Origin of the sequence: Sinosporangium siamense (genome assembly GCF_016863435.1) — a bacterium.
In the GTDB taxonomy this organism is placed as follows: Bacteria; Actinomycetota; Actinomycetes; order Streptosporangiales; family Streptosporangiaceae; genus Sinosporangium; species Sinosporangium siamense.
Map to the genome: position 1 here is coordinate 1 of NZ_BOOW01000063.1, position 25,008 is coordinate 25,008.

Consider the following 25,008-nt stretch of genomic DNA (forward strand, 5'->3'; position numbering starts at 1 on the left):
GCACGGGCGGCGCCCGTGGCCTGGGTCGGGCCACGGGCGCCGCCCCGTTCCGGGAGGAACGCGGCTACGATTCGTGAACGTGTCGATGAGGCTGAACCTGGCGAAGATCGAAGTCGCACTGCTGCAATCCGTAAAGGCCGATCCCAGCGTGATCGGAACGATTCTTTTTGCCCCCGGGCAGACAACCGCCGGATTCAGCGCCGACTATCGAATATTGAGCGCGGTCGCGGAAGGCAGAGCGGAGGCCGAGCACAAGTCGGCGCGATGGAAAACGTTCTACCCCTGGCTTGCGGCGGCGACCGGTGAGGACGGTGAGAACGACGTGGTGGGAACTGAATTCGGTTATGGCCCCGGTTTCCTTCTCGACCCCGGCCAGGTGGTGGCGATCGCGCACGGCCTGATGGGGGAGGGCTGGGGCGTTCACCACCGTTCGGCGGGAAAGGGTGGACGGCGCCTATGAGGGCTTCGAGAATCTCGGATCGTTCTACGCCGCGGCGGCACGAGCGGGTAAGGCCGTCGTGGGAGGGGTGAGCTGACGCGGTTTCGTGTGCTTCCTGTTACTGCTTCTACGCTGACAGTATTCTAGATTAAGTATGCTTTTCACCGTAAGCCATTTCGTCGGCCCCAGACGACTGAATATCGCCTTATATCTGCATAACGCCCAACGTTACAAGCCCGATTCGGGATACCCTGCCGCACGTATGGCGGATGGGAGGGCAGTGCGCGGCAAGGCGATGGAGCATAGAGGATCACGGTATGGCCACCGAAAAACTAGAGCTACGCCTCGGAACACCCGCCGACCGAGACTGGATCTACCGCCTCCGCCACGAGGTCTACGCCCGTGAACTCGGCCAGCACACCCCCAACGAAGCCGAACGCTTAAGCGACGAACTCGACGAAACCAACGTTTACATTGTCGCGGCTCACGGAGAGCAACCGATCGGGTTCGTCAGCGTGACACCCCCGTGGAGCGAACGCTATTCAATCGACAAATATCTCCGCCGCGAAGACCACCCCATCCTCAACGAAGACGGCCTCTTCGAAATCCGCATCCTGACCGTCGCCCCGGACAACCGCGGTGCGATGACCGGAAAACTATTGATGTACGCGGCGCTGCGCTGGGTAATGGCACACGGAGGCCGCACCCTCATCGCCCTCGGCCGCGCCGAACTCCTCCCCATGTACCTTTCCTTAGGTATGACCTCGACAGGTACGGCAGTGCACGCGGGAGCCGTCACCTTCGAACTGCTGACCGGCCCGGTGGCCGACCTGACCGATCAGACGCTCCGCGACCACGGCCCGGTGTTACGCGGCGTGGAGCCGGAGATCAGCTGGACCCTGGAGACACCGTTCATCCCGGTCACGACCGCGTGCGACCACGGGGGACGTTCGATCGGCGCACTGGGACGGCGGTTCGACACCCTGGAGACGCACGCCGATGTCGTGCCCGCCGATGTGCTCGACGCTTGGTTTCCGCCCGCCCCGGGTGTCATCGAGGCCCTGGACACCCACGGACATTGGCTCGCACGCACCTCTCCGCCGGCCCAGCCCGACGGCCTGATCGAGGAGCTCGCCGGCCGCCGGGACCTGCCCGCCGAGGCTGTCGCCGTAGGAGCTGGTTCGTCCGATCTCATCTTCCGCGCCTTCCGCGGCTGGTTGAACCCCTCCTCCAGAGTGCTCCTGATCGACCCCTCCTACGGGGAATACGCCCATGTCGTCGAGCGGGTGATCGGCTGCCGGGCCGACCGGTTCACGCTCCGGCGCGCGGACGGGTGGCGCATCGACCTCACCCGTTTCCAGGAGGCATTGGCCGAAGGCTACGACCTCGTGGTCATCGTCAATCCCAACAATCCCACCGGAGTGCCCCTCGACGCCCGCGACCTACGTGAGGTGCTGGAAAACGCTCCGGCCAAAACCCGATTCTGGATCGACGAGGCATATAACGGTTATGCCGGTCCAGGGCAGACATTGGAGCAATACGCGGCGACCACCCACAACACCATCGTGTGCAGCTCCATGTCCAAGATGTACGCACTGTCGGGCCTGCGAGCCGCCTACCTCACAGGACCCCAGCCCATCGTGACCGAGCTGAGGCGCTGGACCCCGCCCTGGGGCCTGAGTCTGCCCGCCCAGATCGCCGCAGTGCACGCACTCCGCGACCCCGCCCACTATGCCCACCATTGGGCCCAGACCAGGACCCTGCGCGCCGAACTAGCCCAAGCCCTCACCACCGAGGACGTGTACATCCAGGAGTCGGTCGCCAACTTCCTCCTGCTCACCCTGCCCAGCGGCGGCCCGAGCGCCGCCCGTGTGGTCGGCGAATGCCGCAGCCAAGGTGTTTTCCTCCGCGACCTGTCGCCACTCTCACCTGCGTTCGAAGGCAGGACGATACGCATCGCGGTGCGCGACGCCGCAGCCAACACCCGCATAGCCACGACCGTCACCGAAACACTCCGCGACCTGCGGAATCCCGTGTGACCGGCATAAGCGCCCAGATTCCCTACATCGCAGCCGCACTCGCCATCGGCGGCATCGCCGCCGCCCTGTCACGGCGCCGCGAGTACATGCTGCGCTGGTGTGCCTGGGCGGTAGCCGTACCGATTGTCGTCGCTGCCCTCTATGCGGGCCCCGCCCCCACCGCGGCTCTAGCCGCCGCGGTGGGCGTGGCGTGCGTCGCCGAGTACGGCAAGCTGGCCGGTCTGCCCCGGCCTGACCGTGTGGTGCTCGCCATAGCCGTGGCCGCCTCACCGCTCACCGCCTGGCTGGCCCCCGCTCAACTGCCCCGCGTGCTCGCGATCGCCGTCCTCGCCGTCGCCATGGTCCCCCTGCTCAGCGGCGACACGACCAATGGATTGACCAGGCTCACCCGAAGTGTCCTCGGTGTCGTCTGGTTCGCACCGTTGATCGCGGTAGTACTGCTAGGCCCGGTCGTCCTGGTGCTGTTCGTCGCGGTATCGGTCGCCGACATCGCCGCCTCGTTCGGCGGCCGGCTGCTGGGCGGCCCGCGCCTGTCACCCCTGTCACCCGCCAAGCATTGGAGCGGCACCCTGACCGGCGCCGCCGCAGGCCTGGGGGTATTGGCCCTCCTAGGCGCGTTCACCCCGGCGTTGGCACTGGCCGTGGCGGTAGGCGCTCCTTTGGGCGATCTGCTGGAGTCCATGGTCAAACGAGGCGCCGACGTCAAAGACTCGGCCTCCTGGCTGGCGGGCGCAGGCGGCCTGCTGGACCGGGTCGACTCCCTCCTCATCACCCTCGCCTTGGCCCTGCTCCTCAGCTAACGGTTTCGGCCGACCGCAACGGGCGTACGGTGACCACAACTCGCCGCGCGTGAAAGGTCAGTGTCAGCGTGAAGGTAATCAAACAGAAGTAGTCGGTGCCGTCCCAGTCGAAGAGATCAACCTGCCCCGGGTGAGCGTCGGGATGAGCGGCCACACAGTCGTGCCCTTCTTGGTCCTCCAGCCACTCGACGAGCTGGACATCCTCAAAGAGAAAGTGCACGACAGGAGTTGGGGACAGCGCACCGGGAATCCAGCCCGGGAGGTAGTCGAATTCCATCGTCATCGTGCATGGCCTGCCAGGCTGGTAGGTCAGGCCGTGGAAGGTGGTGTCATGAAGGTAGACGGGGGCATCCACATCGGTCCGAAACTCGTACAGCCCATTCTTATAGTTGACGCCAAGATGGCTGTCCTGCGTCACTCCCACAAATTCGGTCACCGGCATTACGGCATTGTCGTGTAGAGCGACTTAGATCGATCATCGGGGGCCTCCGTGACAGTGAGGCGATCCTGTGCGAAGCTCGGGAGTGGCGTTGTGGGCAAATGTGGGAGATCACTATGAAGCTCGCAAAACAGCTCGTGGTCGCAGCCGCGACGGCAGTTCTGATCAGCCCCCTGCTTCCGGCCTCACCTGCGCAGGCGGCAGGCTCCCACACCTGTTTCTCCGGCACCCGCACGCTGGAGCCCGACGGCTATCACCTCACCGCCAACCCTTGTGACGGCAGTGGCTTCGTCGACGTCGTGATCCACATCGTGTCGGGTTCCGCCGCGGGCACCTACAGATGCCGGTCGGCGTTCTCATGGAACGGCTACCTCTCGGCGTCGGGCTGCCGAATCTCATCCTGAACTTGCGGCAGGGGAGCGACCTTCCGGAAATATCCCCTGGTGTCGTCATTCCCGTGCCGAAGTCAAGGACTTACGCGTCCTCCTCCGCTTCGGGTGGCATGCATGCGGTACGGCAAAGCGCAGGCGAGCCGGGTCCTCACCCTAAATCCACTACGAAACCGGCATAAGCATCGCGGCGCACGACACGGCGGTCATTCCACAGGAAGGCTGACACGGCACGGCGTGCGACACCCCCGTGGCCATCCCACGGGAAGGCGGTCCACGGGGTCGTCCCTCCGGTACGTTGGGGCGGGTGTTGCAGGATCGACGGAGGGGGCCAGGCGATGCACATGCCGGGGAATGACAAGCGGTCGCGGATGATTGCTCCGCTCATCGGCCTGACCGTGGCGATCTCCGGCTGCGGTGCTCAGGGCATCGCGTCCTCGGGGGCCGCGGACCAGGCACAGCCCACCAGGCCGGCCACGGGCCAGTCAGCGAACCCGCAACCCGGCGACCCCAAGTCCGGCGACCCCCAGCTGGCCAACTCGCACATGGCGAGCAAAACGGCCACGACCCCCACTCCGGCACCCGCCGCGGACGCGCCGGCGTTGCCCGACCCCGATGTCGCGATCCCGAAAGATCCGGCGAAGCTGGCCCGTGCCCTGTCCAACACGAGCGCCTCCCTGCAGGACGCCATCGACGACTGGCGGGAGAGCGGCAAAACCGGAGCGAAGGGGCAGCCTCCGGAGCCCGTGGTGTTGCTGACCCTCCACCAGCAGCGCATCTACCGCTTCATGGCCCGCAACCAGTCAGTCGCCTCCCGCACCTATCCCAAACTCCCGAAGGCCCTGGCCGCGCAGGCTCGGGACAACGTGACGGCCATCGTGGACCTGTTGTCCCTCGTCCGCCCCATCAAGGGCACGGCGAAGTTCCGCGTCGAGGGCGCCGAGCCGGCCGATGTCCTGCTCCGCCACTTCCGCCGCGCCGAGCGGAAGTTCGGTGTCGATTGGGAGGTGCTGGCGTCGGTGATGTTCGTGGAGACGAAGTTCGGCCGAGTGCGCTCACCAAGCCACACCGGCGCGAAGGGCCCCATGCAGTTCATGCCGAGGACCTGGGAGGCCTACGGCATGGGCGGCAACGTCCACGACACCCAGGACGCCATTTTCGCCGCGGCCAACTACCTCCGCGCCTCCGGTGCCCCTCGCAACTATCGCCGGGCCCTGTGGGCCTACAACCACTCCTACCGCTACGTCAACGCGGTCCAACTCCACGCCCGCCAGATCAAGCAGGACATCAGAAACTTCTACGCCTACTACAACTGGCAGGTCTACGTGGTCACCACCCAAGGCGACCGCCGCCTCTCAGGTCCCTAAACGCCAAGGCCAAGACCGGCCGTTTCGCGAAGGGAGAGGGGGCGAAGAGCGACCGCCTACGCGGATCCGGGGATCGCCTATGCGGACCCGGGCGACCGCCTATGCGGACTCGGGGATCGCCTACGCGGATCCGGACGAGCGTCTACGCGGACCCGGGCGGACCGCCTATGCGGACCCGGGCGAGCGTCTACGCGGACCCGGGAGAAGTACGGTGAACGCTGAGGACCGCCGCGACCTCGGGATGTGGCACGGCGGGCGGCACAACCGCCGCCAAAGCGTTGAGTTCCCGCTTCACCCGTGAGGCGATCCCACCCCCCAAGGTGTACTTCGTGGGTATGACAGCACGCTGAGCCCCCGCCAGAAGATGCAGCGCCCCCCTGCTCGTCATCCCCGTGTGCCGCAGATCCAGATAAGTCAGCCGATGTGCACCCCCCGACAGCACCTGCGCGATCCGGGCGGCGGCCTCCGGCTCGTCGAGCCGGTTGTCCCGGGCCCCAAGGAACCCGGCCGAAGGCACACGCCCCAGGTCAAGCTGCTCCACCCCTGCCGCCGAAGCCGCCGCCACCAGTGTGGCCATCTTGCCGGAATACGTAACCGCGCGAGCCTCCCCCGTCCTTGGTTCGCGGAGAAGTCAACTCCCTAATCACCATCCATCAGGCGATCGAGGAAAATGTCCGATTCGTGATCTACGTTGTAAAGGGGTAGGGGGTGGAGGAGCCGCGGACTACCTCCACCCCGATCGGTCCCGGGCAAGGTTGGACCGAGCCCGGCATGGACGCGGGGGCTTGCACCACGCTGGGCAAGAGCGAAGATAATTCCTTGAGAGCGAAGAGTTCAGCGTATAAGTACACAGAGAACAACTCATCTTTTCCCGATTCCACGCGCTGGAGAAAATCCCCGGCTTTCCGCAGGTCGGAAGAGCCTCAGTGTTCCCGCTAAAACGGTTCTTTCGTAAAAATGCGCTTTCGGACTTCGGGGCGCGGTGTCCTGTGCGGCTCAGGAGGCATGCAGCTCAGGAGGCGTGCGGCTCCCCGGCGGTCGCAGAGAGCCGTATGAGTAAGCGTGGAAATACCGCCACTAAGCATGGAAAACCCACTAGACGGCTCATGCCGTACGGTTCCCCGTGCATGTTGGGATTTATGGGAAAGCGGGGGTCGGTAAGAGTCCGTTCCCATGTGAAGCCGGTCAGGCCGGGCGGCGAGACCGCCTGCGGGGTGGCGGCGCAGGCGGAGGTGCTGCCGCGGTCTAGCCGCGGCGTCGGTCAGCGCGCGGCCCAGGCGGCCAGGATCGCGGCCTCCTTCTCGGCGTCCATGCCGTGTCGAATCGGCATGTCGGCCGGTCCGAAACGGCGCTCGGCCTCGGGGATGTGGCGCAACCACTCCCACGTGTCATTGACGGTCTCGGCCACCGGCCGTGAGGGCAGGCCCGCGGCCAGCGCCTTGGCGGAGTCGATCGAGTAGAGCCAGGCGAAGTCCGCCGCCGGCGGCATCCACATGGGCAACTCGGTGTACGGCACAGCTCCCTGGGCCAGCAGGAACTCGTCGTCGACCCACACCAGTTCGGCGTCCGAGCCGGTCGCCGACCTCATGAGATTGAGCCACTCGCCGAAGGTCGGCACACCGGTGGGGCCGGTGGTGATGAAACGGTCGTCCGCCTGCTTCTCCGCCTGAGCCACGGTGAAAACGGCGAGGTCGCGAGCGTCGATCATCTGCATGGGGGAGTCGGGGGATCCGGGGGCGAGCACCTGGCCGCCTCGGGCGATGCGGGTGAGCCACCAGGGCTGGCGGCCGACGTCCTCGTGCGGGCCGAGGATCAGCCCGGGGCGGAGGATGAGGCGGGGGCCGTCGAAGTATTTCTCGACGGCGCGTTCTGTGCCGGCCTTGAGCACCCCGTAGTCCCCGGCCTCCGGGCCGGCGTCGGCGTCGCACTCGTGGAGGCGGCCGTTCTCATCGGTCTGCTGAGCGGGCCAGTCGGCGTAGACGGAGAGGGTGGAGATGTAGGTGTAGTGCGCGGCATGGCCGTTGAGCACCTGAGCGGACTCGGCCACAACCTTCGGGACATAGCCGCACACGTCGATGACGGTGTCCCACTGCCTGCCGTCCACCAGCCGCTCAAGGTCGGCGCGCTCACCGCGGTCGCCCCGCACCGCCTCGACACCCGGCTGATCCACTCCGGTGCGCCCGCGGTTGAACGTCGTCACCTCATGCCCGCGCCGCAGTGCCTCTGTCACGATCGCCCGGCCGAGGAAGACCGAACCTCCGATGATCAATGTTTTCATGGCCGCATTCTTTGTCTGGATGAATGTTCTGCGCGAGAGTGTTTCACCGACAGCGGAGCCTCTCTCTCAGCTCACTCTCAGGTCCGAGCCCGCGCGTCTCAGCTCACCCGGAGGTCGGCCGGTGGTGTGGGGTCGGGCTGGCCGAGGATGTGCACCCGTGCCTGGGCGATGTCGAAGTAGATCCCGACCAGCTCCAAGCGCTCAGCACGCACCAGCTCCTCCACCCCGGGGTGGGTGCGAAGGTTGGCCAGTTGCTGGATCACATTGACCCGGCACAACCGGTCGAGCGGCCCGCCCTCCTCGTCCCCTTCGCCTGCGGTCGCGATGTAGCGGGCCAGGCTGTGGTTCCCGTGCTCCAGCCAGCGCCGCAGCCCCGGCAGATCGTCGGCGTCGACCGAGCCGCTCAGCAGTGCCGCCATAGCGCCGCACCCCGAGTGACCGCACACCGTGATCGTGCGCACCCCGAGCACCCGCGTCGCGTATTCGACCGCCGCCACCACCGAGTCGTCGGGGGGCGCCGCCTCGTGCCGGGGCACGAGGTTGCCGATGTTGCGCACGGTGAACAGATCGCCGGGGCCGCTCGCGGTGATCAGACTGGGCACCACCCGAGAGTCCGCACAGGTGATGAAAAGGTGCGACGGCTCCTGCTTGCGCGCCATCCGGGTGAGGATGGGCCGCACAAGCGGCGCGGTGTGACGATGGAACTCACGGGCCCCGGCCACCAATTCCGGTATAGCCCCCCACGACGCCGACTCCCCGCACGAGGCCGAGTCCCCGCAGGAGACCGGGTCCCCGCACGAAGCCGGCTCCCCCCACGACACCGAGTCCCCGCAAGGCGCCGGGGCCGTGTCTCCCGCCCCGGCCCGCCGCCTCCTGCCGCGAGCGTGGTGGGTGAGCGCCGCCACACGGCCCTGCGTGACGAGGCGCCGACGCCGATAGGCCCACGGCAACCACCACCGGTCCGGGATCGACGGTGGTGTCTTGGCCGGGAAGACCCGCGCGCCTTTGGCCGCCAGCGAGTACCACTCGTCGTGCAGCTCGTCGATGTCGACCGTGCCGCCCGTGCCCTCGTGGGCGAGCCGCCACGTGTGCAACGCCTCGAAGGCCGCGTTGTCCATGAAGTCGATGTTGAGGTCGAGGTCGACCGGCACGCCGGGCGGCACCGAGTTCAACTCGGCGGTGAGCCGCGGCACCCCGAGGAAGGTCAGCGAGCCGCCGATGAGCACGTGCCACCGGCCTGACGGCTCGGCGCCGACGTCCACGGTGACCCAGGTGAGGCGGCGCAGGGCGAGCAGCGCGGCGAGCCCGACGCCGAGCATCGCGCCCTCGGCGAGCCCGACGAACACCACGCCCGCCGCGGTCACCAGATAAACCGGAACCTCACCGTGCCCGCGCAGGTTGCGCACGTGGCCGAGGTTGACCATCTGCACGCCGATGAACACCAGCAGCGCGGCGAGCGCCTCCATCGGGATATAGCGGATGGTCCACGCGAAACCGAACGTGAACGCCAGCACCCAGCACCCGTGCATGACGGTCGACCACTTGCTCTTGGCGCCCGCGGTCACATTGGCGGTGCTGCGCACGACGACGCCCGCGACGGGCAGCCCGCCGAGCGCGCCAGTGACGATGTTGGCCACGCCCTGACCGGTCAGCACCCGGTCGAGGTCGGATTTGGGTCCGCTGTGCAGCTTGTCCACACCGACCGAGCACAGGAGCGACTCGATGCCGGAGAGCAGCGCGACGAGCAGCACTGCCGCGACGATGCCGTGCCAGTCGCCCTTCGGCCAGAACGGCGAAACCCACGTCGACGGGCTCACCGTGAGGTCGACGTGGGTGACGTCCCACGACAGGGCCGCCGCCGCGGCGGCGGTGGTGGCGAGCGCGACCAGCGGCGCCGGGACGGAGCGCAGCCGGCGCGGCAGCCGGGTCCACACCACGAGCACCGTGATCGTCAGCAGCCCGGCGGCGACGGCGTGGCTGTGGTTGGCGAGGAGCTGCGCGGGCAGCTCGATCAGGTTGGCCAGCGCGGAATGTTGCGGGCTGCCGCCCAGCACCACGTGCAGCTGGGCCAGTGCGATCGTGACGCCCACGCCGGTGAGTGTGCCGTGGACGACGGCGGGGGAGACCGCGAGCGCCGCCCGCGCCACCTTGCTCAACCCGAGGAGAAGCTGCGCCACCCCCGCCAGGAGCGTGATCATGCAGGTCGCGCGCCAGCCGTAAGTGTGCACCAGGTCGGCGACCACCAGCGCGAGACCCGCCGCCGGTCCGCTGACCTGGACGGCGGAGCCGCCGAGCGCGCCCGCGACCACCCCGCCCACGACCGCTGCGATGAGCCCGGCAGCGAGGGGGGCTCCCGAGGCCACCGCGATGCCGAGGGAGAGCGGGATGGCGACGAGAAAGACCACAAGGGAGGCGGGCAGGTCGTGCCGGAGCACGGACCTCAGACGACTGGGGGTGCTCGCCCCGTCACTCAGTGTATCCGTGCTCATGGAGCGAACCTTACGGCGTGTGTCCTCCACGCTTAAGCATCTGCGGCAGAGCTTTGCCTAAGTCGGGAGGACACACGCGTAGAGCGTCGCTCCTGGGGAAAGGGGAAGATCAGCGGTAGTAGTCGGGATAGTCCGGATCGGGCGCCCGGTGATTGCCGCGTGAACCCCGGCGGCGGCCGTTGTCACCGGGGGTGGCCGCATCGCCCGGAGGTGTGCCGTAGACGTCGCCGAAAGACGGCCAGGAGTGCGCCGCAGGCTGCTGCTCCCGGCCGGGGGCGCCGCCCCCGGGGCCGGATGGACCACCCGCGGGTTCGGCCGCGCCAGGGCGGCCGTGGCCGCTCGCGCCGCCGGGCCCGCCGGGGGGGTTCGTGCGCGGGGAGACCGCGCGGGCGGGACCGGTCTGCGCGGACACCGCGGGGGAGGGGCCGGTGATGGCGTCGTCCTCGATCCTGGCCCAGCCGGAGCTCACCTCGTAGCTCTGCGGATAAGCCTGCTCCCGCGCGGCGGCGTGTGCCCGCTGGATCGCCGGCCACGAGGCCGCGACGGAATGCGCCGCCCCCGATGGTGGCTGCTGCGGCGCGGGGACCTCGACCGGCGTCGAGAGTGGATTGTCGGTGGTCGCGCGCTGGTCGTCGAAGATGTCGGGCGAACCGGACCACGTGGGGTTGGGGGGATAGGAGCCGGTGCGCGGCCAGGTGGCGTCGGTGGAGTCGGGCCCGGTGTGGACGGGCGCGCCGCTCGGATAGGTGCCCCGGGGGGGTGCTCCCTGCCCGGCGTCGGCCGCTGGTGTGAAAGCGGCGGGTGTGAAAGCGGACTGCGCGGAACCGGACTGTGTGGAACCGGACTGTGCGGGCGGGACGGCGCCCCTGCCGGGCCCGCCGGGGCGTGCGCCGCCGGTCAGCGGGTCGCCGGGCGGCGCCTCGGGCTGCCGGGCCGCCGCGCGGCCACTCCTGCCGGGAGCACGGGAGCCGGTACGGCTTGCGCCTCGCCCGCCGGCCCGGCGCCCGGGCGAGCCCGCGGCGGGTGCGCCGGGTGCCCCGGGAGCGGCGGGCGGAGCGGCCGGTGTGGCGGGCGGCTGGCCCGCGGCGGAACGGTCGCGGGGGGAGGGCGCGTGCTGGGCGAGAGCCTCGGGCGTCGGAGCCGCGAAGGTCATCGTCTTCTGCTCGGCCAGCGCCGCGGCGGAGGTCGCCGGCTTGGGCAGCGGGGGAGAGGTGGGCGTGGGGTCCTGGCGAGGAGTGGGCGTGGGGGCCGCGAGGGGCTGCTCGACCAGGTCGGCCAGGCCCTGCCCGCGGTCGAGCTTGGGCAACGGGGCCTGCATGGTGACCGCGTCGGCAGATGTGGGCGAGATCATGGTCTTCTCGGGGTCGTCCTCGTCCTCGAGCGGACGGGGGGCGCCCACCCTGGGGGCGATCGAGCCGCCGAAGCCGCCCTCGTCCGCCTTGACGCGGTCCCAGTATTCCTCGTCGTAGTCGATGGAGGCGCCGAACTCGTCCAGCCCGCGTTTGCCGCGAGGCGCGCTTATGCGCGGCACCGTCGGCCGGATGCGCGGCGTCTCTATCGGGCTGAAGTCCGGCGTGAACTTGTCCATGCGCGGCTCGGACGCGGCGAACTGGTCGGTCGACCTGCTCTTCTTGGTCTCCTCCTTCTCGGCCATCTCTTTCAGCCGTTCCGGGGGGAGAGCGCTTTCACGGCGGTTCATCGACCGCATGCCCAGTGCCACGACGACGAGCACGAGGAGCACGACGGCGACGAGGCTCAGTATGACCGCGGTCATTGCACCACCCTCAAGGCCATGGCCTTCCAGCGGCGCCGGTGAGATCGCGCGGCCATCAACGCGACCTGCCCCCTTAGTACACCTGCGCTCAGCGAATGGAACTGATTGTGTCGGACCACTATGAGCGTTGTCACACCCTATGTGAAGATTCGGTAACCATGACTACCTCCGGTGCTCGCCGGGTGACGCGATGTTCACCGCGGTGAGGCGGCCGCGGGCGATGGTCTGCGACGCGATGCGCTTGAGGGCGTCGTCGAGGGCGAGGGGGGCGCTCTCCGACCCGTCGACGACCTTTTTGCGCAGTGCGTAGACGCTGAACCGATAGGTGCCCTGCGGGTTGCACGGGGGCTGGTATGTCGGTGTGCCCCGGCTGTTGTGAGCCTGTGTGACCCCCTCGGGGGGGCTCTCGGTGATGTTCTCCGGCACCTCGGTGGTGCCTGGGTCGATGTCGTAGAGAACCCAGTGAACCTGGGAGCTCTCCACGGCACTGTCGTCGACGACGATGGCGATCGACTTGGTCTCCGGCGGCACACGGGACCAGCGGATAGGAGGGTTGCCCTGGTTGCCGGAACACGAATATCCGGCCGGCAGGGATCCGCCGTTTCGGATCTGCGGACTGGAGACCACGAACTCTGGCATGGTCACGGTGTCCGAATTGCTCTTGCCGAGAATCCCGCAGCCGGACAGCCCGACACCGAGCGCCGTCACCGCCGCGACAAACGCGGCCCGGCGCGCGGGTGAGAAGGTCGTTGGCTGCCCCATGCCCGATGATGCTACGCGGATTCGAACGCTGTGCTGACCCGTTCCGCTGGTTCGGTGGCGCAGAATTCGCCCAGAATCCGACAGAATCTAGGGATGGACTGGGCGAGCGTGCACTCGGAGACCTGCTTCTCCGTGCTCGGCTCCCTTGATGTACGGCGAGGCGGCGAGCCCGTGGAAGTCGGCGGCCGGCGGCTCCGCGCTCTGCTCACGATCCTCCTGCTCGACGCCGGGGAGACGGTTCCGCTCACCTCCCTCATAGAAGGGGTGTGGGGCGGCAACCCCCCGGCGAACGCCGGCAACGCCCTCCAGGCCCTGATCTCCCGCCTGAGAAACACCTTCGCCGCTCCGGGCCCGGCCGGACACAGGAAGTCCGCGTCCAAACTCATCGTCGGCGAACCCAGCGGATATCGCCTCGCCGTCGCGCCTGAGCAGGTCGACCTCCACCGCTTCGCCCGGCTCACGGCGGACGGCAGCAGGGCACTCGCCGGGGGCGACCCGGCTCGCGCCTTCGAGACCCTCGGCCGCGCACTCGCCCTCTGGCGCGGCCCCGCCCTCCCCGACCTCGCCGGCGGCGACTTCGCCGCCACAGAACTCGCCCACCTCGACGCACTGCGCCTTGCCGCAGAAGAGAACCGCGCCGAGGCGGCACTGCGCCTCGGCCGCCCCGGCGAGACCCTCGCCGACCTGCGCCGCCTCACGGCCACGCACCCCTTGCACGAGCCGCTGCGCGCCCAGCTCATGCGAGCGCTGTACGGCATGGGCCGCCACGTCGAGGCCCTCGCCGCCTACGAGGAGGCCCGCGCGGACTTCGCCGACCGCCTCGGCGCCGACCCCTCGCCCCGCCTGTCCACCCTCCACGTCGCCATGCTCAGAGGCGAATGGCACGAGCACAACAGCCTCACCGGTGACGGCGTTGGCGATGGCCGGGGAGAGCCGGGTGGTGACGTCGACCGTGCGAGCTCCGCCAATGGAGGCGTGCCGGCGGGGAGCACCGCGGAGGCGACACCCGTGCAGGGACCGGCCGGCGGCCAGGTTCGGCGCGGCAACCTGCGTGCCCGGCTGACCAGCTTCGTCGGGAGAGAGCGCGACGTCACCCAGGTGGACCGGCTGCTGGAGGGACACCGCCTGGTCTCGCTGCTGGGCCCGGGAGGCGCGGGCAAGAGCAGCCTCGCGGTACGGACCGCCGAGGTCGCGGCCGATCGTATGCCCGGCGGGGTGTGGATGGCCGAGCTCGCCGGTGTGCCGGGCAGCGCCGATGTGGACGAGGTGGCCGAGGCCCTCTCCGCCGCGCTCGGGCTGCGGCCGGTGATCATCCACTCGGTCCTCGCCGGCTCCGAGCTCCCGAGATCGTGTGACGCGCTGACGAGGCTGGTCGGAGGGCTGGCGGGCAGGCACCTGCTGATCATAGTCGACAATTGCGAACATGTGGTCGAATCCGCAGCCATCGTCGTCGACCGCCTGCTCGCCGAGTGCCCCAATGTCCGCGTGCTGGCCACCACCAGGGAACCGCTCGGCATCACCGGCGAGGTCCTCTGGCCGGTGACCCCGCTAAAGGTGCCCCCGGCGGGCGCCGATCCGGACACGGCGATGTCAGCTTCCGCCGTACGGCTGTTCGCCGACAGAGCCGCCGCCGCACTGCCGGGCTTCTCGGTCGCCGGCAACATTCGCGCGGTCGCCCGCATCTGCCGCGAACTCGACGGCATGCCTCTCGCGATCGAACTCGCCGCCGCCCGGCTGCGCACCCTGTCGCCCGACGCGCTCGCCGACCGGCTCGACGACAGGTTCCGGCTTCTGACCGGCGGTAGCCGTACGGCACTGCCCAGGCACCAGACGCTTCACGCGGTGGTCGAGTGGAGTTGGGCGCTGCTCGACGAGCGGGAGCGGGTGCTCGCCCGGCGGTTGTCGGTGTTCGCGGGCGGGGCGACGCTCGCCGCCGCGGAACGCGTGTGCGCGGGCGAGGGGCTCGACCCCGCCGACGTGCTGGACACCCTGGCCCGGCTGGTGGACAAGTCGCTGGTGGCCGCCGCCGTCCAGAGCGGCGAGGCTGAGGCGACGCGCTACACGATGCTGGAAACCGTCCGTGCTTATGCAGAGGAGCGGCTTACCGAGGCGGGCGAGCGGGAGCGGGTCCGGCTCGCGCACGCCCGGCACTTCCTCGGCGTGGCCGAGGAGGCCGAGCCTCGGCTGCGTGGCCGCGGGCAACTCGACACGCTCCGGCTGCTGTCGGCCGAGCACGACAACACCTCCGCCGCTCTCCGCCGGGCGATCGACTCCGGCGAAGGGGAAGTGGCGCTGCGCCTGGTCGGCGCCCTCGGGTGGTATTGGTGTCTGGCCGGGCACCGCAGGGAGGCGTTCGCGCGCAGCGAGGAGGCGCTGCGTGTGGGAGCGGGCGCCGCCCCGGAGTTGCGGCTGGCGGCCTGGACGGTCTGCGGGACGAGTTTCCGCGACACCGATATGACAGCCGAGGCGGTCGGCGACGCGATACGGGAGATTCAGGAGCTCAATGCCGCGCTCGACGGTCCGCCGGGCGTCCAGGCGGCGCTGGCCGAGGCCACCTGGATGCTGCTCGCAGGTGACATGCACGCGAACCCTTCGCGTCTCGACCGCCTGATCGTCTGGCCGGATCCGTGGGTGCGCGCGTGGGCGTCGACGCTCAAGGGGATGTTCATGCTCGCCGCCGGGGACATCGTCGCCTGCGAGGAGAGCCTCCTGGCCGCGCACGCCGGCTTCGAGCGGCTCGGCGACCGATGGGGTGTGTCGACCTGTCTGTCGGCGCTGGCCGAGCTGAGTCATGCGCAGAACAGGCCGGCGGAGTCCGTCGATCGGGCCCGGGCGGCCATCGCCGCGATCGAGGAGTTCGGCGGCCTGGAGGAGACGCACTCCCTGCTGCTGTTCACTCGTCTAGCCACATCGCTCTGGCATAACGGCGAGCGGGATGCTGCGAGGGAGCTCCTCAGCCAGACCGTTCATGCCATCCGCGTGGGGGAGAGGGAGCGGGAGGGCGCGGCGGCCGCGCTGGTATTCGCCATCCGGGGCGACTTCGCCCGGGAGGAGGGGGAACTGGCCGGCGCCGAGCGGCACTACGCCGAGGCGCTGCTGTGCCTTGAGAACTCGCCGCTCGGTGCGGAGGAGGCGAGGACGTGGATCAACACCTCGCTCGCGATGCTCGCCGAGCAGCGGGGAGACGTGGCGCGGGCCGGGCTGCTCCTCGGGGAGGCGCTCCGGTGCCCTCGCGACGGCGAGAACAGACCGGTCCTCTCCCTCGTCCTGATCGGCTACGCGGTCCTGGCGCTCGCGGGTGGCGAGCCGGAACGGGCGGCGGTCCTGCTGGGCGGCGCGGTAGGGGTTCGCGGCTTCGACACGGTGGTCGACTACGACCACGTGCGCGCCGACCGCGGCGCGCGGGCCGCGCTCGGGCCCGAGGAGTTCACCCGCTGCCTCGAACGCGGCAGGGCGCTGACCCGCGAGGAGGTCGTCGCCCTGCTCGGGTGACCGTATGGCCTCGGGTGACCTTACGGCCTCGGGTGACCGTACGGCGGAAGCCCGGCCGGACTCCCGCCACGTATGAGCGGACGTGGGTTCGTGTCGCCGCCTCGCAGGGGCGGACGTGCCCCCCGGCCGGCGACGCCGGGAATGCGCACGCCGCCCGGACGCCGGGGCTCACGCCCTGAGGCGGAAGGCGCGGACCGCCAGCGGCGCGAACACGATCACCGCTCCGGCCGCCCACAGCAGCGAGTTGACGACAGGCCCGGCGACCTCGCCGCCGACCAGCATGCCGCGTGCGGCGTCCGCGAGCTGCGTCACCGGGTTGATCTCGACCCACACCCGGAGCCAGCCCGGCATCGTCTCAGAAGGTACGAAGGCGTTACTCGTGAAGGTCAGCGGCATAAGGAACGAGAACGCGAACATCTGCACCTTCTCCGGATCCTTGGCCGTCAGCCCGACCAGCACCGCCATCCACGACATCGCCAAGGTGAAGACCAAGAGCAGCGCGAACGTGCCGAGCACACCCGCGATCCCGCCGCCGACGCGGAACCCCAGGACAAGTCCGAGCACAATGAACAGCAGCACCGACCACATCTGCTTGGCGGAGTCGGCGATGATGCGCCCGGCGAGCGGCGCCGTGCGTGCGATGGGCAGGCTGCGCAACCGGTCGAACACGCCCTTGGTGACGTCGGTGTTGAGGGCGATGGCCGTGCCGATGGTGGCGATCAGGGCGTTCTGCGCGATGATGCCGGGCAGGGCGAACTGGATGTAGTCCGTCGTGTTGCCGGCGATGGCACCGCCGAACACATAGACGAAGAGCAGCAGCATCATGAGCGGCTGGATGCTCAGCTCGATCAGTTCGAAGGGGTTGTGCTTGATCTGCACCAGGCTGCGCCATGTCAAGGTCATGCTGTGGCGCACGGTGGACGCGGGACCGACCCGCCTGGTCACGGCCTTCGGGCGGTGCTCGGCCACGGTGGTCATGCGATCACCTTCTTCACATCGGTCTTCTTCACATCGGTGTCGGCCTGGCCGCCCGTGAGGGTCAGGAAGACCTCGTCGAGGCTCGACTTGCGCAGAATCAGCTCCGCGGCGATCACCCCCAGCTCGTCGAGCAGCCGCACGATCGCGGGCACCACGGAGGGGTCCTTCACCTGCACGTGCACCTGGTCGGCCGAGACGTCGGGCCAGGTGCCGACGACGTCGGCCACCACCTGTGCCACGAGGTCCACCCGGGCGGGATCGGCCGGTTTGATCTCCAGGATCTGCGCCCCGGTGGTGGACTTGAGCTGGTCGGGGGTGCCGGAGGCGATCACCTGGCCGTGGTCGAAGACCACGATGTCGTCGGCGAGCTGGTCGGCCTCCTCCAGATATTGAGTGGTCAGCAGCACCGTCACCCCCTCCGCCATCAGGCCGCGCACGACCCCCCACAGTTCGGTACGGCTGCGCGGGTCGAGCCCTGTCGTCGGCTCGTCGAGGAAGAGCACCTGGGGGCGGCCCACGAGGCTCGCGGCCAGGTCGAGTCGGCGGCGCATGCCGCCGGAGTAGGTCTTGGCGGCGCGGTCCCCCGCGTCCTCCAGCTCGAACCGGCGCAGCAGCTCCCGGGCCCGCTCCTTGGCGTCGCGGCGGGGCAGGTCGAGCAGGCGGCCGATCATGACGAGGTTCTCGACGCCGGTGAGCGACTCGTCGACGCCCGCGTACTGCCCGGTCAGGCCGATCAGCGACCGCACCTGGTGGGCGTCGCGCACGACGTCGAACCCGCCTACGGCTGCCCGGCCCGCGTCGGGCCGGATCAAGGTGGCCAGGATCCTGACCGCGGTCGTCTTCCCGACACCTAGATTACAACACTTCTTTTGGTAGAATTGTGCCTGTAAGCAGGGAAAACAGCCAAAGGAGCGGAACCGTGGCAGACGGTCTGAACACTCAGATCATCAAGGACGCCATCCTGAACGGCGGCGAAATGACCATCGGCGGCACTGCGGGTCGATGGAACCCCGCAGGCGACCAATGGACCGCCTATGACCTTGCCGACACCGACACCATTATCATCGCGCGGATCTCCGACGCCGACGAACAGGACGTCAACGGCGTGGCCCGCCAGGTCACCGACATGTGCAAGATGGCAGTCAGCCGTGATCTGCGTGTGCGCGCCGTCTTGGTGGAGAACGACACGAGCGCCTTCAAACGCCGCAAGATCAAGCTTCCGAACGGCGACCACCAGTTGCGGACCGTCCGCCCCCAGTTCCGCAAGGCGCTAAGCCTCCTCGCCAGGGGCGATCTGCGCTACTGCCTCGTGTACCACCTTGACCGCATGGTGCGCGACCCGAGGGACCTTGAAGACCTGATCGACGTCGTAGAGGCGAGCAAGCCCCGCATCGTCGTGGACTCATGGGGCGGCAGTCTCCGACTGGCGACGGATTCGGATATCACCTCAGCCCGCATCCACTGCGCGATTGCCAACCAGGCCAGCCGGGACACCGCGCGGCGAGTCTCCCGCGCCCGCCAGCAGCAAGCGGAGGAAGGCCGCTTCGGAGGTGGGGGTACCCGCCGCTTCGGATTTGAAGATGACGGCCGCACCGTGCGCCCGGCTGAGGCGAAGACGATAGCCGATTGCACCGACGCCGCGCTTGGCGATGTGGCCATGAAGGAGATCGCTCGCGATCTGCGCCGCGCCGGAATCACCAGGCCCGATGGAGGTCAATGGACCGGTGAGGCAGCGCGCGACATGTTGCTGCGTCCGTGCAACGCCGGGTTGACCGTGCACCGCAAAGGCGTGCGCGGCAGGAAGTACTACACAAAAGACGACGTCGTGGGGTCGTTCACAGACGATCCGATTGTGGAACCTGAGAAGTATTGGGCACTGGTCGGGAAGCTCACCGATCCCGATCGGCGTACCAACAGCCAGGCAGGCACCGTTGCACGGTGGCTTGGCTCATGCATCTGGCGATGCGAGTGCGGTGATGCGCTGAGGGTGCAGAACAAAAAGCGCAAGCTCAAGGACCGCCGCACGGGGGAGACGACCCCCGTCGAGGAGCGGATCTACCGGTGCCATCAGAATGACAGCGGACACGTCACGATCTCCATGGACGAGTTGGATGCCCTGGCTAAGGGCCTGCTCTTCGAACTGATCCGTACCAGCGACCCCGCCGACATCATCGGCACGCCTACCGCAGAAATCGACGTGGCGGCGTTGCGGGCTGAGATCAAGGTCCACCGCGTCCGGCTGGAGGAGATCGCAGCCGACTACGAAGACGACATCATCGACCGTGCTCAGATGCTCACCCGCACCAAGAAGCGCCGCGCCAAGATCGAGGCGGCACAGGCCAAGATTGACGAGGCCGCCGAGGAGTACAACCCCGCGATCAAGCTCGTTGACGCCGAGGACATCGAGGCGGCATGGATGGACTTGACGCTTGGCGAGCAGCGCGAGATCGTTCGCCGCCTGTTGCCCATCACCGTTCTGCCGATAGGTCGGGGGCGTCGGGTACCGGCGAGGGACCGCATCCGGTTGGAGAGGCCCCTCAAGAGCGCCTGAACCCCGCGACGGCAGAACGCCTTCCCCCGAGTGTGGAGGAAGGCGTTCTGCCGTCTTGGCGGTTCTGGTGTCCTAGGTATGTCGTCGCGTGCGGCGGTGTCGGGTGAACATCAGCGCCAGGAACTCGCGTTCGTCCTCGGTCAGCGGCTCCAGTTCCGCCGCCGTCCGGACGATCCACGCCCGGTCATCCTCGGTGAGACGGTAACCGGTCCCGCGTAGACGGCCGCCGGTACGACGATCGGCTTGAATGCTCGCGGCGATGCTCAGTTCACCCGCCTACTTGCCGCCCCACTGTCCAAGACCCTTGACCGTCCGGTCGAGTATCTGACCGTCCTTCCACGTCCAGGCGTATTGACCCCGTGCGGATATGACATACACCTCCACCACCCCGCCGAGCAGGGACCGCCGTGCCGCCTCAGCGGCGATCACCTCCCACGGCCCGTGCATCCGTTCCCAGTCGACCCAGCCGGGGGTGACGCTGGGGGTATCCGGCCGGGTGCCCATCAGTACCTCTTCGCGGTTGCGCCAGTCGACCCACCTAGCCAGCAGCGGTCCGCCCACCGCTTTCAGCAGCAACGCCGCCACAACGACAGCCACGCCCACGATCACCAGTGTGTTCATCGAATCCTCCGGGACTTGTATCGATCGACTACGTGTTCGCTCTGGGCCGCTTACCTCAGCCACCCCGGCAACGTGTCCGCCTCAACACGGCCGCGCAGGTCACGGTGATCTATGACGGGGTGCTCCCAGTACACCGCGCGCTCTCCCTTGGGGATGGCATGCCTCTGGGCGACCACCCACCCGCGCCGCCGACGCAGGGCCTTCCGATACGCCTTCCTCCTCTTGCCGTCGATGTACTCGACCAGCATCGCCATGCCCATCGGGAACCCGACGATCAGGCCCCAGATCATCCATTCCTCCACCGCACACCTACCTTTCAGACCGAACCGGACCGACCTGCACGGACCTCAAGACGCGCCCGCCGCTCTTGAACAGAGGCCACCTCACGCAGCAGCCGCACAGCCCGGGGAGGCAGGGACGCATCACCCGCAGGCACCCGCACCCACACCGCCCCCTCACCGGCCGCCGCCGCATCCACCCCGAGAGTGGCCAGCACCCACGCCCGCCTGTCGGCCGCGTGATCGGCGACGGTCTTGCCCGACCAGCGCCGCGACACCCGCACCCTGCGACCGCTGTAGCCCAGATGGGCGGCCTGGTGCGCCCGCCCCCGGCACAGCCCCGGCACCAGCCCCGCCCGCGCGTCCTTGGGCTGCACCCCGTACCGCAACCAGTTCGCACATGAGGGCGAGCACGGCTCGAACTCAAGCGCCGCCACCAGGCGTGCCACATGCGCCGCCCGCCGACCTGTGCCCGCGTCTGCCGACATCTGCCCGCCCAGGGACTTGGTGAGGTACTTGGTGAGATACCGTACGGCCCGGTCGGACTCCTCGCCGCCGAGCAGCCCCCGCACATCCATCTGGGTGCCGAACCGCGCCACGTGGAAAGGGTCGGCCTCCTCGCCGAGGGCATCCAGCGACTCACCCCAGGTGGGCAGCACCTCACCGGTCACCGGATCGCAGTAGCCCCCCGCCGAGGACACCCACACCGGAAGCCGATCCCCCCGGTACCCCACCCGTTCGGTGGAGGGCCACCACACGTGGTGGTAGGTGGCCGCCACCACCGCCCGCACCTCAGCCCGCGCCATCGTGCCCCGCACCGCCAGGTGCAGGTGAGGCGCGCCGCGCCGTTGCGGCTCGATCACCCCGAAGTACTGAAGGTCGTAGCCCGCGACCCGCCTCAGGTTGCGCACCAGCCGATCGACCAGCCCTGAGAAGTGCACGCTATCGCGCACGGCCCGCACGTAGTCGTAGGTGGACGGGTCGACCGGCACACCGGTACCGCGCTGCACCGGCCCGTAGCCCGGGAGCGTCACCGTGATGAACATCGACGGGCGGAAGCGCTTGCCGTCCGGGGACACATACACCCGCCCCAGCGTCCCTGGAACCCGGGACCGGCGGGGCAGGTCCGGCATGTCCACCCGCCGCCGGGTAGACCTGCTGCGCCGCCCCGCAGCCCCTTGCCCAAGCTCCCCCGCCGACCCCACGCCGGCATCGGCTTGACCTGCGAGAACACCGTCAGGGGCGCGGCGCTCACGGGCCGGGGGCTCCTGCTCGGCGTACCACCCCTCCCGGCACTGCTGCACCCGCAGCGACCGGGCGCGCCGGGCGCACGGGCCGCACTTGGCCTCAAGGACCGACCCGCAGCGGATGTTCACCAGCTCCACAGCACCCGAGGCGTCCTTGCGCCGCATGGGGATGGGGTGCAGGCACACCCCGTACCGATCGGCCAGGAGTTCGGCCACCTGTCCCGAGAGCAGACCGGCCGCCCGCAACGCGCCCGCCCCGCTCAAGCGGACCCCCACCCGTCCGAGTCCAGATCCCAGCCCGTCTCGCTGCCGCCGTGGCATTCGGCGTCGTCCTCCCCTTCCTCGTCGAACTCCTCCGGACCGAAGACCGTCGCCCGCTGACCGCAGGCCCGGCACCCTGCGACACCCCGCACCACGTCGAGCACCAGCACGCCGACCGCCCCGCACGCCGAGCAGCGCAGGCCCGACAGGATCACTTCGACGCTCACACGGCCTCCCGGATGTCGGGCGACCAGGCCAGCACCATGTGCCGGATGTCCTGATCGGTCACGTGGCCCGCCCGGACCCGGACCGGCTCAGGCGAGGTCTCCACCCGCACGTATCCGATCCCCGCACCGCGCACCCGGTCGTGCGGGATCAGTTCGGCCGCCGCGCCCCGGTCGCGCGCCCCGTCCCCCAGCACCAGGTCAACCTGGTCGGGCTCATCGAGCCGCAGCGCGACCCTGTGCGGGAACAGGTTGCGGATGCCGACCACCTCTTTACGCGGGTCCTGCAAGGCCGCCACCACGCTCACGCCGACCGCCCTGCCCTGGGTCAGCAGCGTTGCCAGCGCCGCGCCGACCCGCGCCTTCACGCTCCGATCCGTCTGGTAGGCGGACAGGAACGCCAGCTCATCGACCAGCACGACAATGAGCGGCTCATCGGGCGTGGGCACGTGGTCGCGCCGCAGCCCCGCGTACCGGTCGGCCCGCTCCTGCATCGCCCGCACCGCCGCCTCAAGCAGCTCGGCGCACTCCTCCCCGGTGGCCGCGTACCGGTCGAACAGGGGACGGCCGTAGCTCAACTCCATGCGCTTGGGGTCGCACGCCCAAAACAGCGCCTCACCCTTGGCCGCCGCAGGCAGCAGCCCCCGCACCACACCCCACAACCAGCTTCCCTTGCCCGCACCGGTCGCCCCCGCCAGCAGCACATGCGTGCCGTGGATCTGGAGACGGTACGGCCGCCCGTCCTCGGTCACGCCGACGTCCACCGAGTCCACCCGAGGCAGCAGCGGTATCGGCCGTGCCGGGATCGGGCGCACCAGCCGATCGTGACGGGGGAAGGTCAGCACCACCCAGCCAGGCCGGGGAGTGCCCACCCGGCACGACACCGCCCCGAACGCGTGCGCCAGGTTCGCCGATCGCTCGGCGAACGCGCCGTCCTCCTGACCGGCGAGCAGTTTCACATGCACCCGGTCGTTGGTCGCATCGGACTTGACGCGGACCAGATCCGGGACGTAGGTACGGCCGCGTACCGCGTGTGTCAGGCCGGACACCGCAAGCGCCGCGCCCCAGTGCCGCCGGTACACCCATAGCCACCGCCACCACGCGACCGCCTGCCACCCGACCCACCGCATGAACGATTCGGGACGGTAGCCCGCCCACGCCCCCAGCAGCGCCCCCGCGCCCAGGACACCGCCCGCAGCAGCCCGCCACCCCAGCAGCCACGCCACCAGCCCCAGCGCGGCCACCAGCGCGACCGACACCGGATGCCTCACCGCACCCCTGACAACCCCCGCGACCAGCCCCCACAGTTTCGCGGCGATGACCACCACCGCAGGCGTGGGGATTACGGTCGGTGTGAAGACCACCGACGTATCCGGGCGGGTCGAAACGACTCCTTGCACCTCTGCGCCAGGCAATTTGCGCAGCACGATAAAAGCCACCCTCCGATGACTAGGCAGGAACGGGATTCAGGGCAGGCCGCCCCGACTAAATGATGGAGAAGAGAAAACAGGGGAGAGGAAAGGGGGGCCGCCCAAGCGCGTGCCCCGACGGCCCCCGAGCCGTCACATTGTCAGATCGCGCCGGTAGCGGCGCAGTTCCAGTTCAAATCCCCACGCGGCGGAGGCAAGCTCACTTGCGAAGCGCACCGCGCCGTCGATGTCCGCCGGACCGGCCGAGACGCCGCCCCGTACACCGACCAGCCACGACAGCCCCCGCGCTCCCATCGACAGCAAGGGAGGCTTGTCGCCGTAGATGTGGCACGTCGCCGACGCACCAGTGGACCCGACATAGAGGCCAGCCGTCGAGAACACCTCACGGCCCCCGCTCGAACGACCCTCGCTCAACCGGCGTCCTTCATCCGAGCGACGCCGCGACCAGCGGGATTGGGCGGCGTCCGCATACCCGTCGCCCGCACCGAGTAGGCCAGCCTGCCCGTCTGCTGAGCCACATACGGGGTGACCGTCAGCCCCTCGAACTCCACCGGGACGAACGGCAGGCCAAGGGCCGCCCACTGCTCCGGAGGAGCAGGTATCACCGGCTCCACCGCCGATGCGATCTTCACCGCGATGGCCTTGGACGCCGTCTTGGCCGCTGGATCGGCATCCACGACCGGTACCGCCCACACGGGCAGCCCGCTCAACTTGTCGCGGGTCTGCACGCTTTTCTCTTTTGTCGACGCCTCGAAGTCGGCGACCGGGACAACCGGGCCGACCACGTAGCAGCCGTACGGGAAAATTGCCAGATGACTCACAGGGAAAGGACCCTGTACCGCCAACGAAACCTCCGATTCCTTGATGTTACTTGCGAGTAACTTCGGTGGGTACATACGACACAACGGACACTCCAGAACCACGGTTCCCGCCAGCCGCTAAAAAATCATTCGTTATCCGCCGGTTATGCGGAACGAATTCGTTCCCGATTCATGAGCCCTGGCCGTCCGCTTTGACGTGCGCATATCGCGCGCCCGACACGCCTGGTCACCAAGCGTTCTGGACGGCGCACGGTCGCCGATGCCAACTGTCGTGATTCCCTTATAGGTATCAAGGCGGCGGCGCTCCGCGCCGCCGCGTGCGGCCCCTT

The 25,008-nt window shown here is 69.0% G+C and carries 22 protein-coding genes and 1 pseudogene; 8 read left to right on the forward strand and 15 right to left on the reverse strand.

What is annotated here, in order from left to right:
• The first annotated feature begins 73 nt into the window (after positions 1-73).
• From Ssi02_RS38080 to Ssi02_RS38090, 3 genes are all read left to right on the forward strand, one after another.
• Positions 74-460, forward strand: coding sequence for a hypothetical protein (locus Ssi02_RS38080; RefSeq protein ID WP_204034123.1), 387 nt, complete (start codon positions 74-76; stop codon positions 458-460).
• 296 nt (positions 461-756) lie between these two features.
• Positions 757-2,478: a pyridoxal phosphate-dependent aminotransferase gene (locus Ssi02_RS38085; RefSeq protein WP_204034130.1), complete on the forward strand. Its 1,722-nt coding sequence runs from the start codon at positions 757-759 to the stop codon at positions 2,476-2,478.
• Positions 2,475-3,278, forward strand: coding sequence for a phosphatidate cytidylyltransferase (locus Ssi02_RS38090; RefSeq protein WP_239130420.1), 804 nt, complete (start codon positions 2,475-2,477; stop codon positions 3,276-3,278). Before Ssi02_RS38085 ends, Ssi02_RS38090 begins: the two co-directional genes overlap by 4 nt.
• On the opposite strand, the gene Ssi02_RS38095 is transcribed toward Ssi02_RS38090, so the two are convergent.
• Positions 3,271-3,720, reverse strand: coding sequence for a hypothetical protein (locus tag Ssi02_RS38095; RefSeq protein WP_204034138.1), 450 nt, complete (start codon positions 3,718-3,720; stop codon positions 3,271-3,273). The genes Ssi02_RS38090 and Ssi02_RS38095 overlap by 8 nt on opposite strands.
• Positions 3,721-3,833: 113 nt before the next feature.
• On the opposite strand from Ssi02_RS38095, the gene Ssi02_RS38100 reads away from it, so the two are divergent.
• Both Ssi02_RS38100 and Ssi02_RS38105 read left to right on the forward strand, forming a co-directional pair.
• Positions 3,834-4,121: a hypothetical protein gene (locus tag Ssi02_RS38100; protein ID WP_204034140.1), complete on the forward strand. Its 288-nt coding sequence runs from the start codon at positions 3,834-3,836 to the stop codon at positions 4,119-4,121.
• Positions 4,122-4,477: 356 nt separating this feature from the next.
• Positions 4,478-5,473: a lytic transglycosylase domain-containing protein gene (locus tag Ssi02_RS38105; RefSeq protein ID WP_204034141.1), complete on the forward strand. Its 996-nt coding sequence runs from the start codon at positions 4,478-4,480 to the stop codon at positions 5,471-5,473.
• A 187-nt stretch (positions 5,474-5,660) separates the two neighbouring features.
• Here Ssi02_RS38105 and Ssi02_RS38110 read toward each other — a convergent pair whose 3' ends face one another.
• From Ssi02_RS38110 to Ssi02_RS38135, 5 genes are all read right to left on the reverse strand, one after another.
• Positions 5,661-6,050 (reverse strand): hypothetical protein, encoded by a 390-nt coding sequence (locus tag Ssi02_RS38110; RefSeq protein WP_204034143.1) that lies wholly within the window; start codon positions 6,048-6,050, stop codon positions 5,661-5,663.
• A 684-nt stretch (positions 6,051-6,734) separates the two neighbouring features.
• Positions 6,735-7,751, reverse strand: a complete 1,017-nt coding sequence (locus tag Ssi02_RS38115; RefSeq protein WP_204034159.1) for an NAD-dependent epimerase/dehydratase family protein — start codon at positions 7,749-7,751, stop codon at positions 6,735-6,737.
• A gap of 98 nt (positions 7,752-7,849) precedes the next feature.
• A complete protein-coding gene (locus tag Ssi02_RS39185; protein ID WP_239130422.1) occupies positions 7,850-10,240 on the reverse strand; it encodes a SulP family inorganic anion transporter in 2,391 nt (796 codons plus the stop codon).
• 109 nt (positions 10,241-10,349) lie between these two features.
• Positions 10,350-12,014, reverse strand: a complete 1,665-nt coding sequence (locus tag Ssi02_RS38130; RefSeq protein ID WP_204034164.1) for a hypothetical protein — start codon at positions 12,012-12,014, stop codon at positions 10,350-10,352.
• Between the two features lie 162 nt (positions 12,015-12,176).
• A complete protein-coding gene (locus Ssi02_RS38135) occupies positions 12,177-12,776 on the reverse strand; it encodes a YbhB/YbcL family Raf kinase inhibitor-like protein (protein ID WP_204034169.1) in 600 nt (199 codons plus the stop codon).
• A 93-nt stretch (positions 12,777-12,869) separates the two neighbouring features.
• Here Ssi02_RS38135 and Ssi02_RS38140 point away from each other — a divergent pair, with 93 nt between their 5' ends.
• Entirely contained in the window at positions 12,870-16,268 is a 3,399-nt protein-coding gene (locus Ssi02_RS38140; protein WP_204034179.1) for an AfsR/SARP family transcriptional regulator, read from the forward strand.
• A 168-nt stretch (positions 16,269-16,436) separates the two neighbouring features.
• Here Ssi02_RS38140 and Ssi02_RS38145 read toward each other — a convergent pair whose 3' ends face one another.
• Entirely contained in the window at positions 16,437-17,246 is an 810-nt protein-coding gene (locus Ssi02_RS38145) for an ABC transporter permease (RefSeq protein ID WP_204034180.1), read from the reverse strand.
• Positions 17,243-18,097: pseudogene (locus Ssi02_RS38150) on the reverse strand (ATP-binding cassette domain-containing protein); the annotation flags it as partial. The gene Ssi02_RS38145 and the pseudogene Ssi02_RS38150, both read right to left, overlap by 4 nt.
• A 68-nt stretch (positions 18,098-18,165) precedes the next feature.
• On the opposite strand from Ssi02_RS38150, the gene Ssi02_RS38155 reads away from it, so the two are divergent.
• Both Ssi02_RS38155 and Ssi02_RS38160 read left to right on the forward strand, forming a co-directional pair.
• Entirely contained in the window at positions 18,166-19,797 is a 1,632-nt protein-coding gene (locus Ssi02_RS38155; protein WP_204034181.1) for a recombinase family protein, read from the forward strand.
• A 78-nt stretch (positions 19,798-19,875) separates the two neighbouring features.
• Positions 19,876-20,016 carry a hypothetical protein gene (locus tag Ssi02_RS38160; protein ID WP_204034182.1) on the forward strand — a complete coding sequence of 47 codons (141 nt, stop codon included), beginning with the start codon at positions 19,876-19,878 and terminating at the stop codon, positions 20,014-20,016.
• Positions 20,017-20,073: 57 nt separating this feature from the next.
• On the opposite strand, the gene Ssi02_RS38165 is transcribed toward Ssi02_RS38160, so the two are convergent.
• The 7 genes from Ssi02_RS38165 to Ssi02_RS38195 form a co-directional block, all read right to left on the reverse strand.
• Positions 20,074-20,418, reverse strand: a complete 345-nt coding sequence (locus Ssi02_RS38165) for a hypothetical protein (RefSeq protein ID WP_204034183.1) — start codon at positions 20,416-20,418, stop codon at positions 20,074-20,076.
• Positions 20,419-20,468: 50 nt separating this feature from the next.
• Positions 20,469-20,708 carry a hypothetical protein gene (locus Ssi02_RS38170; RefSeq protein WP_204034184.1) on the reverse strand — a complete coding sequence of 80 codons (240 nt, stop codon included), beginning with the start codon at positions 20,706-20,708 and terminating at the stop codon, positions 20,469-20,471.
• 26 nt (positions 20,709-20,734) lie between these two features.
• Positions 20,735-22,207, reverse strand: a complete 1,473-nt coding sequence (locus Ssi02_RS38175; RefSeq protein WP_307825887.1) for a replication initiator — start codon at positions 22,205-22,207, stop codon at positions 20,735-20,737.
• The gene (locus Ssi02_RS38180) at positions 22,204-22,431 is read right to left on the reverse strand and encodes a hypothetical protein (protein WP_204034186.1); all 228 of its coding nucleotides are present in this window, start codon (positions 22,429-22,431) and stop codon (positions 22,204-22,206) included. Before Ssi02_RS38180 ends, Ssi02_RS38175 begins: the two co-directional genes overlap by 4 nt.
• Positions 22,428-23,792: an FtsK/SpoIIIE domain-containing protein gene (locus Ssi02_RS38185; RefSeq protein WP_275410809.1), complete on the reverse strand. Its 1,365-nt coding sequence runs from the start codon at positions 23,790-23,792 to the stop codon at positions 22,428-22,430. The genes Ssi02_RS38180 and Ssi02_RS38185 overlap by 4 nt, the downstream gene beginning before the upstream one ends.
• A gap of 198 nt (positions 23,793-23,990) precedes the next feature.
• On the reverse strand, positions 23,991-24,272 hold the full coding sequence (locus Ssi02_RS38190) for a hypothetical protein (protein ID WP_204034188.1): 282 nt from the start codon (positions 24,270-24,272) through the stop codon (positions 23,991-23,993).
• The gene (locus Ssi02_RS38195; protein WP_239130423.1) at positions 24,269-24,679 is read right to left on the reverse strand and encodes a plasmid replication, integration and excision activator; all 411 of its coding nucleotides are present in this window, start codon (positions 24,677-24,679) and stop codon (positions 24,269-24,271) included. The genes Ssi02_RS38190 and Ssi02_RS38195 overlap by 4 nt, the downstream gene beginning before the upstream one ends.
• Positions 24,680-25,008 lie beyond the last annotated feature (329 nt).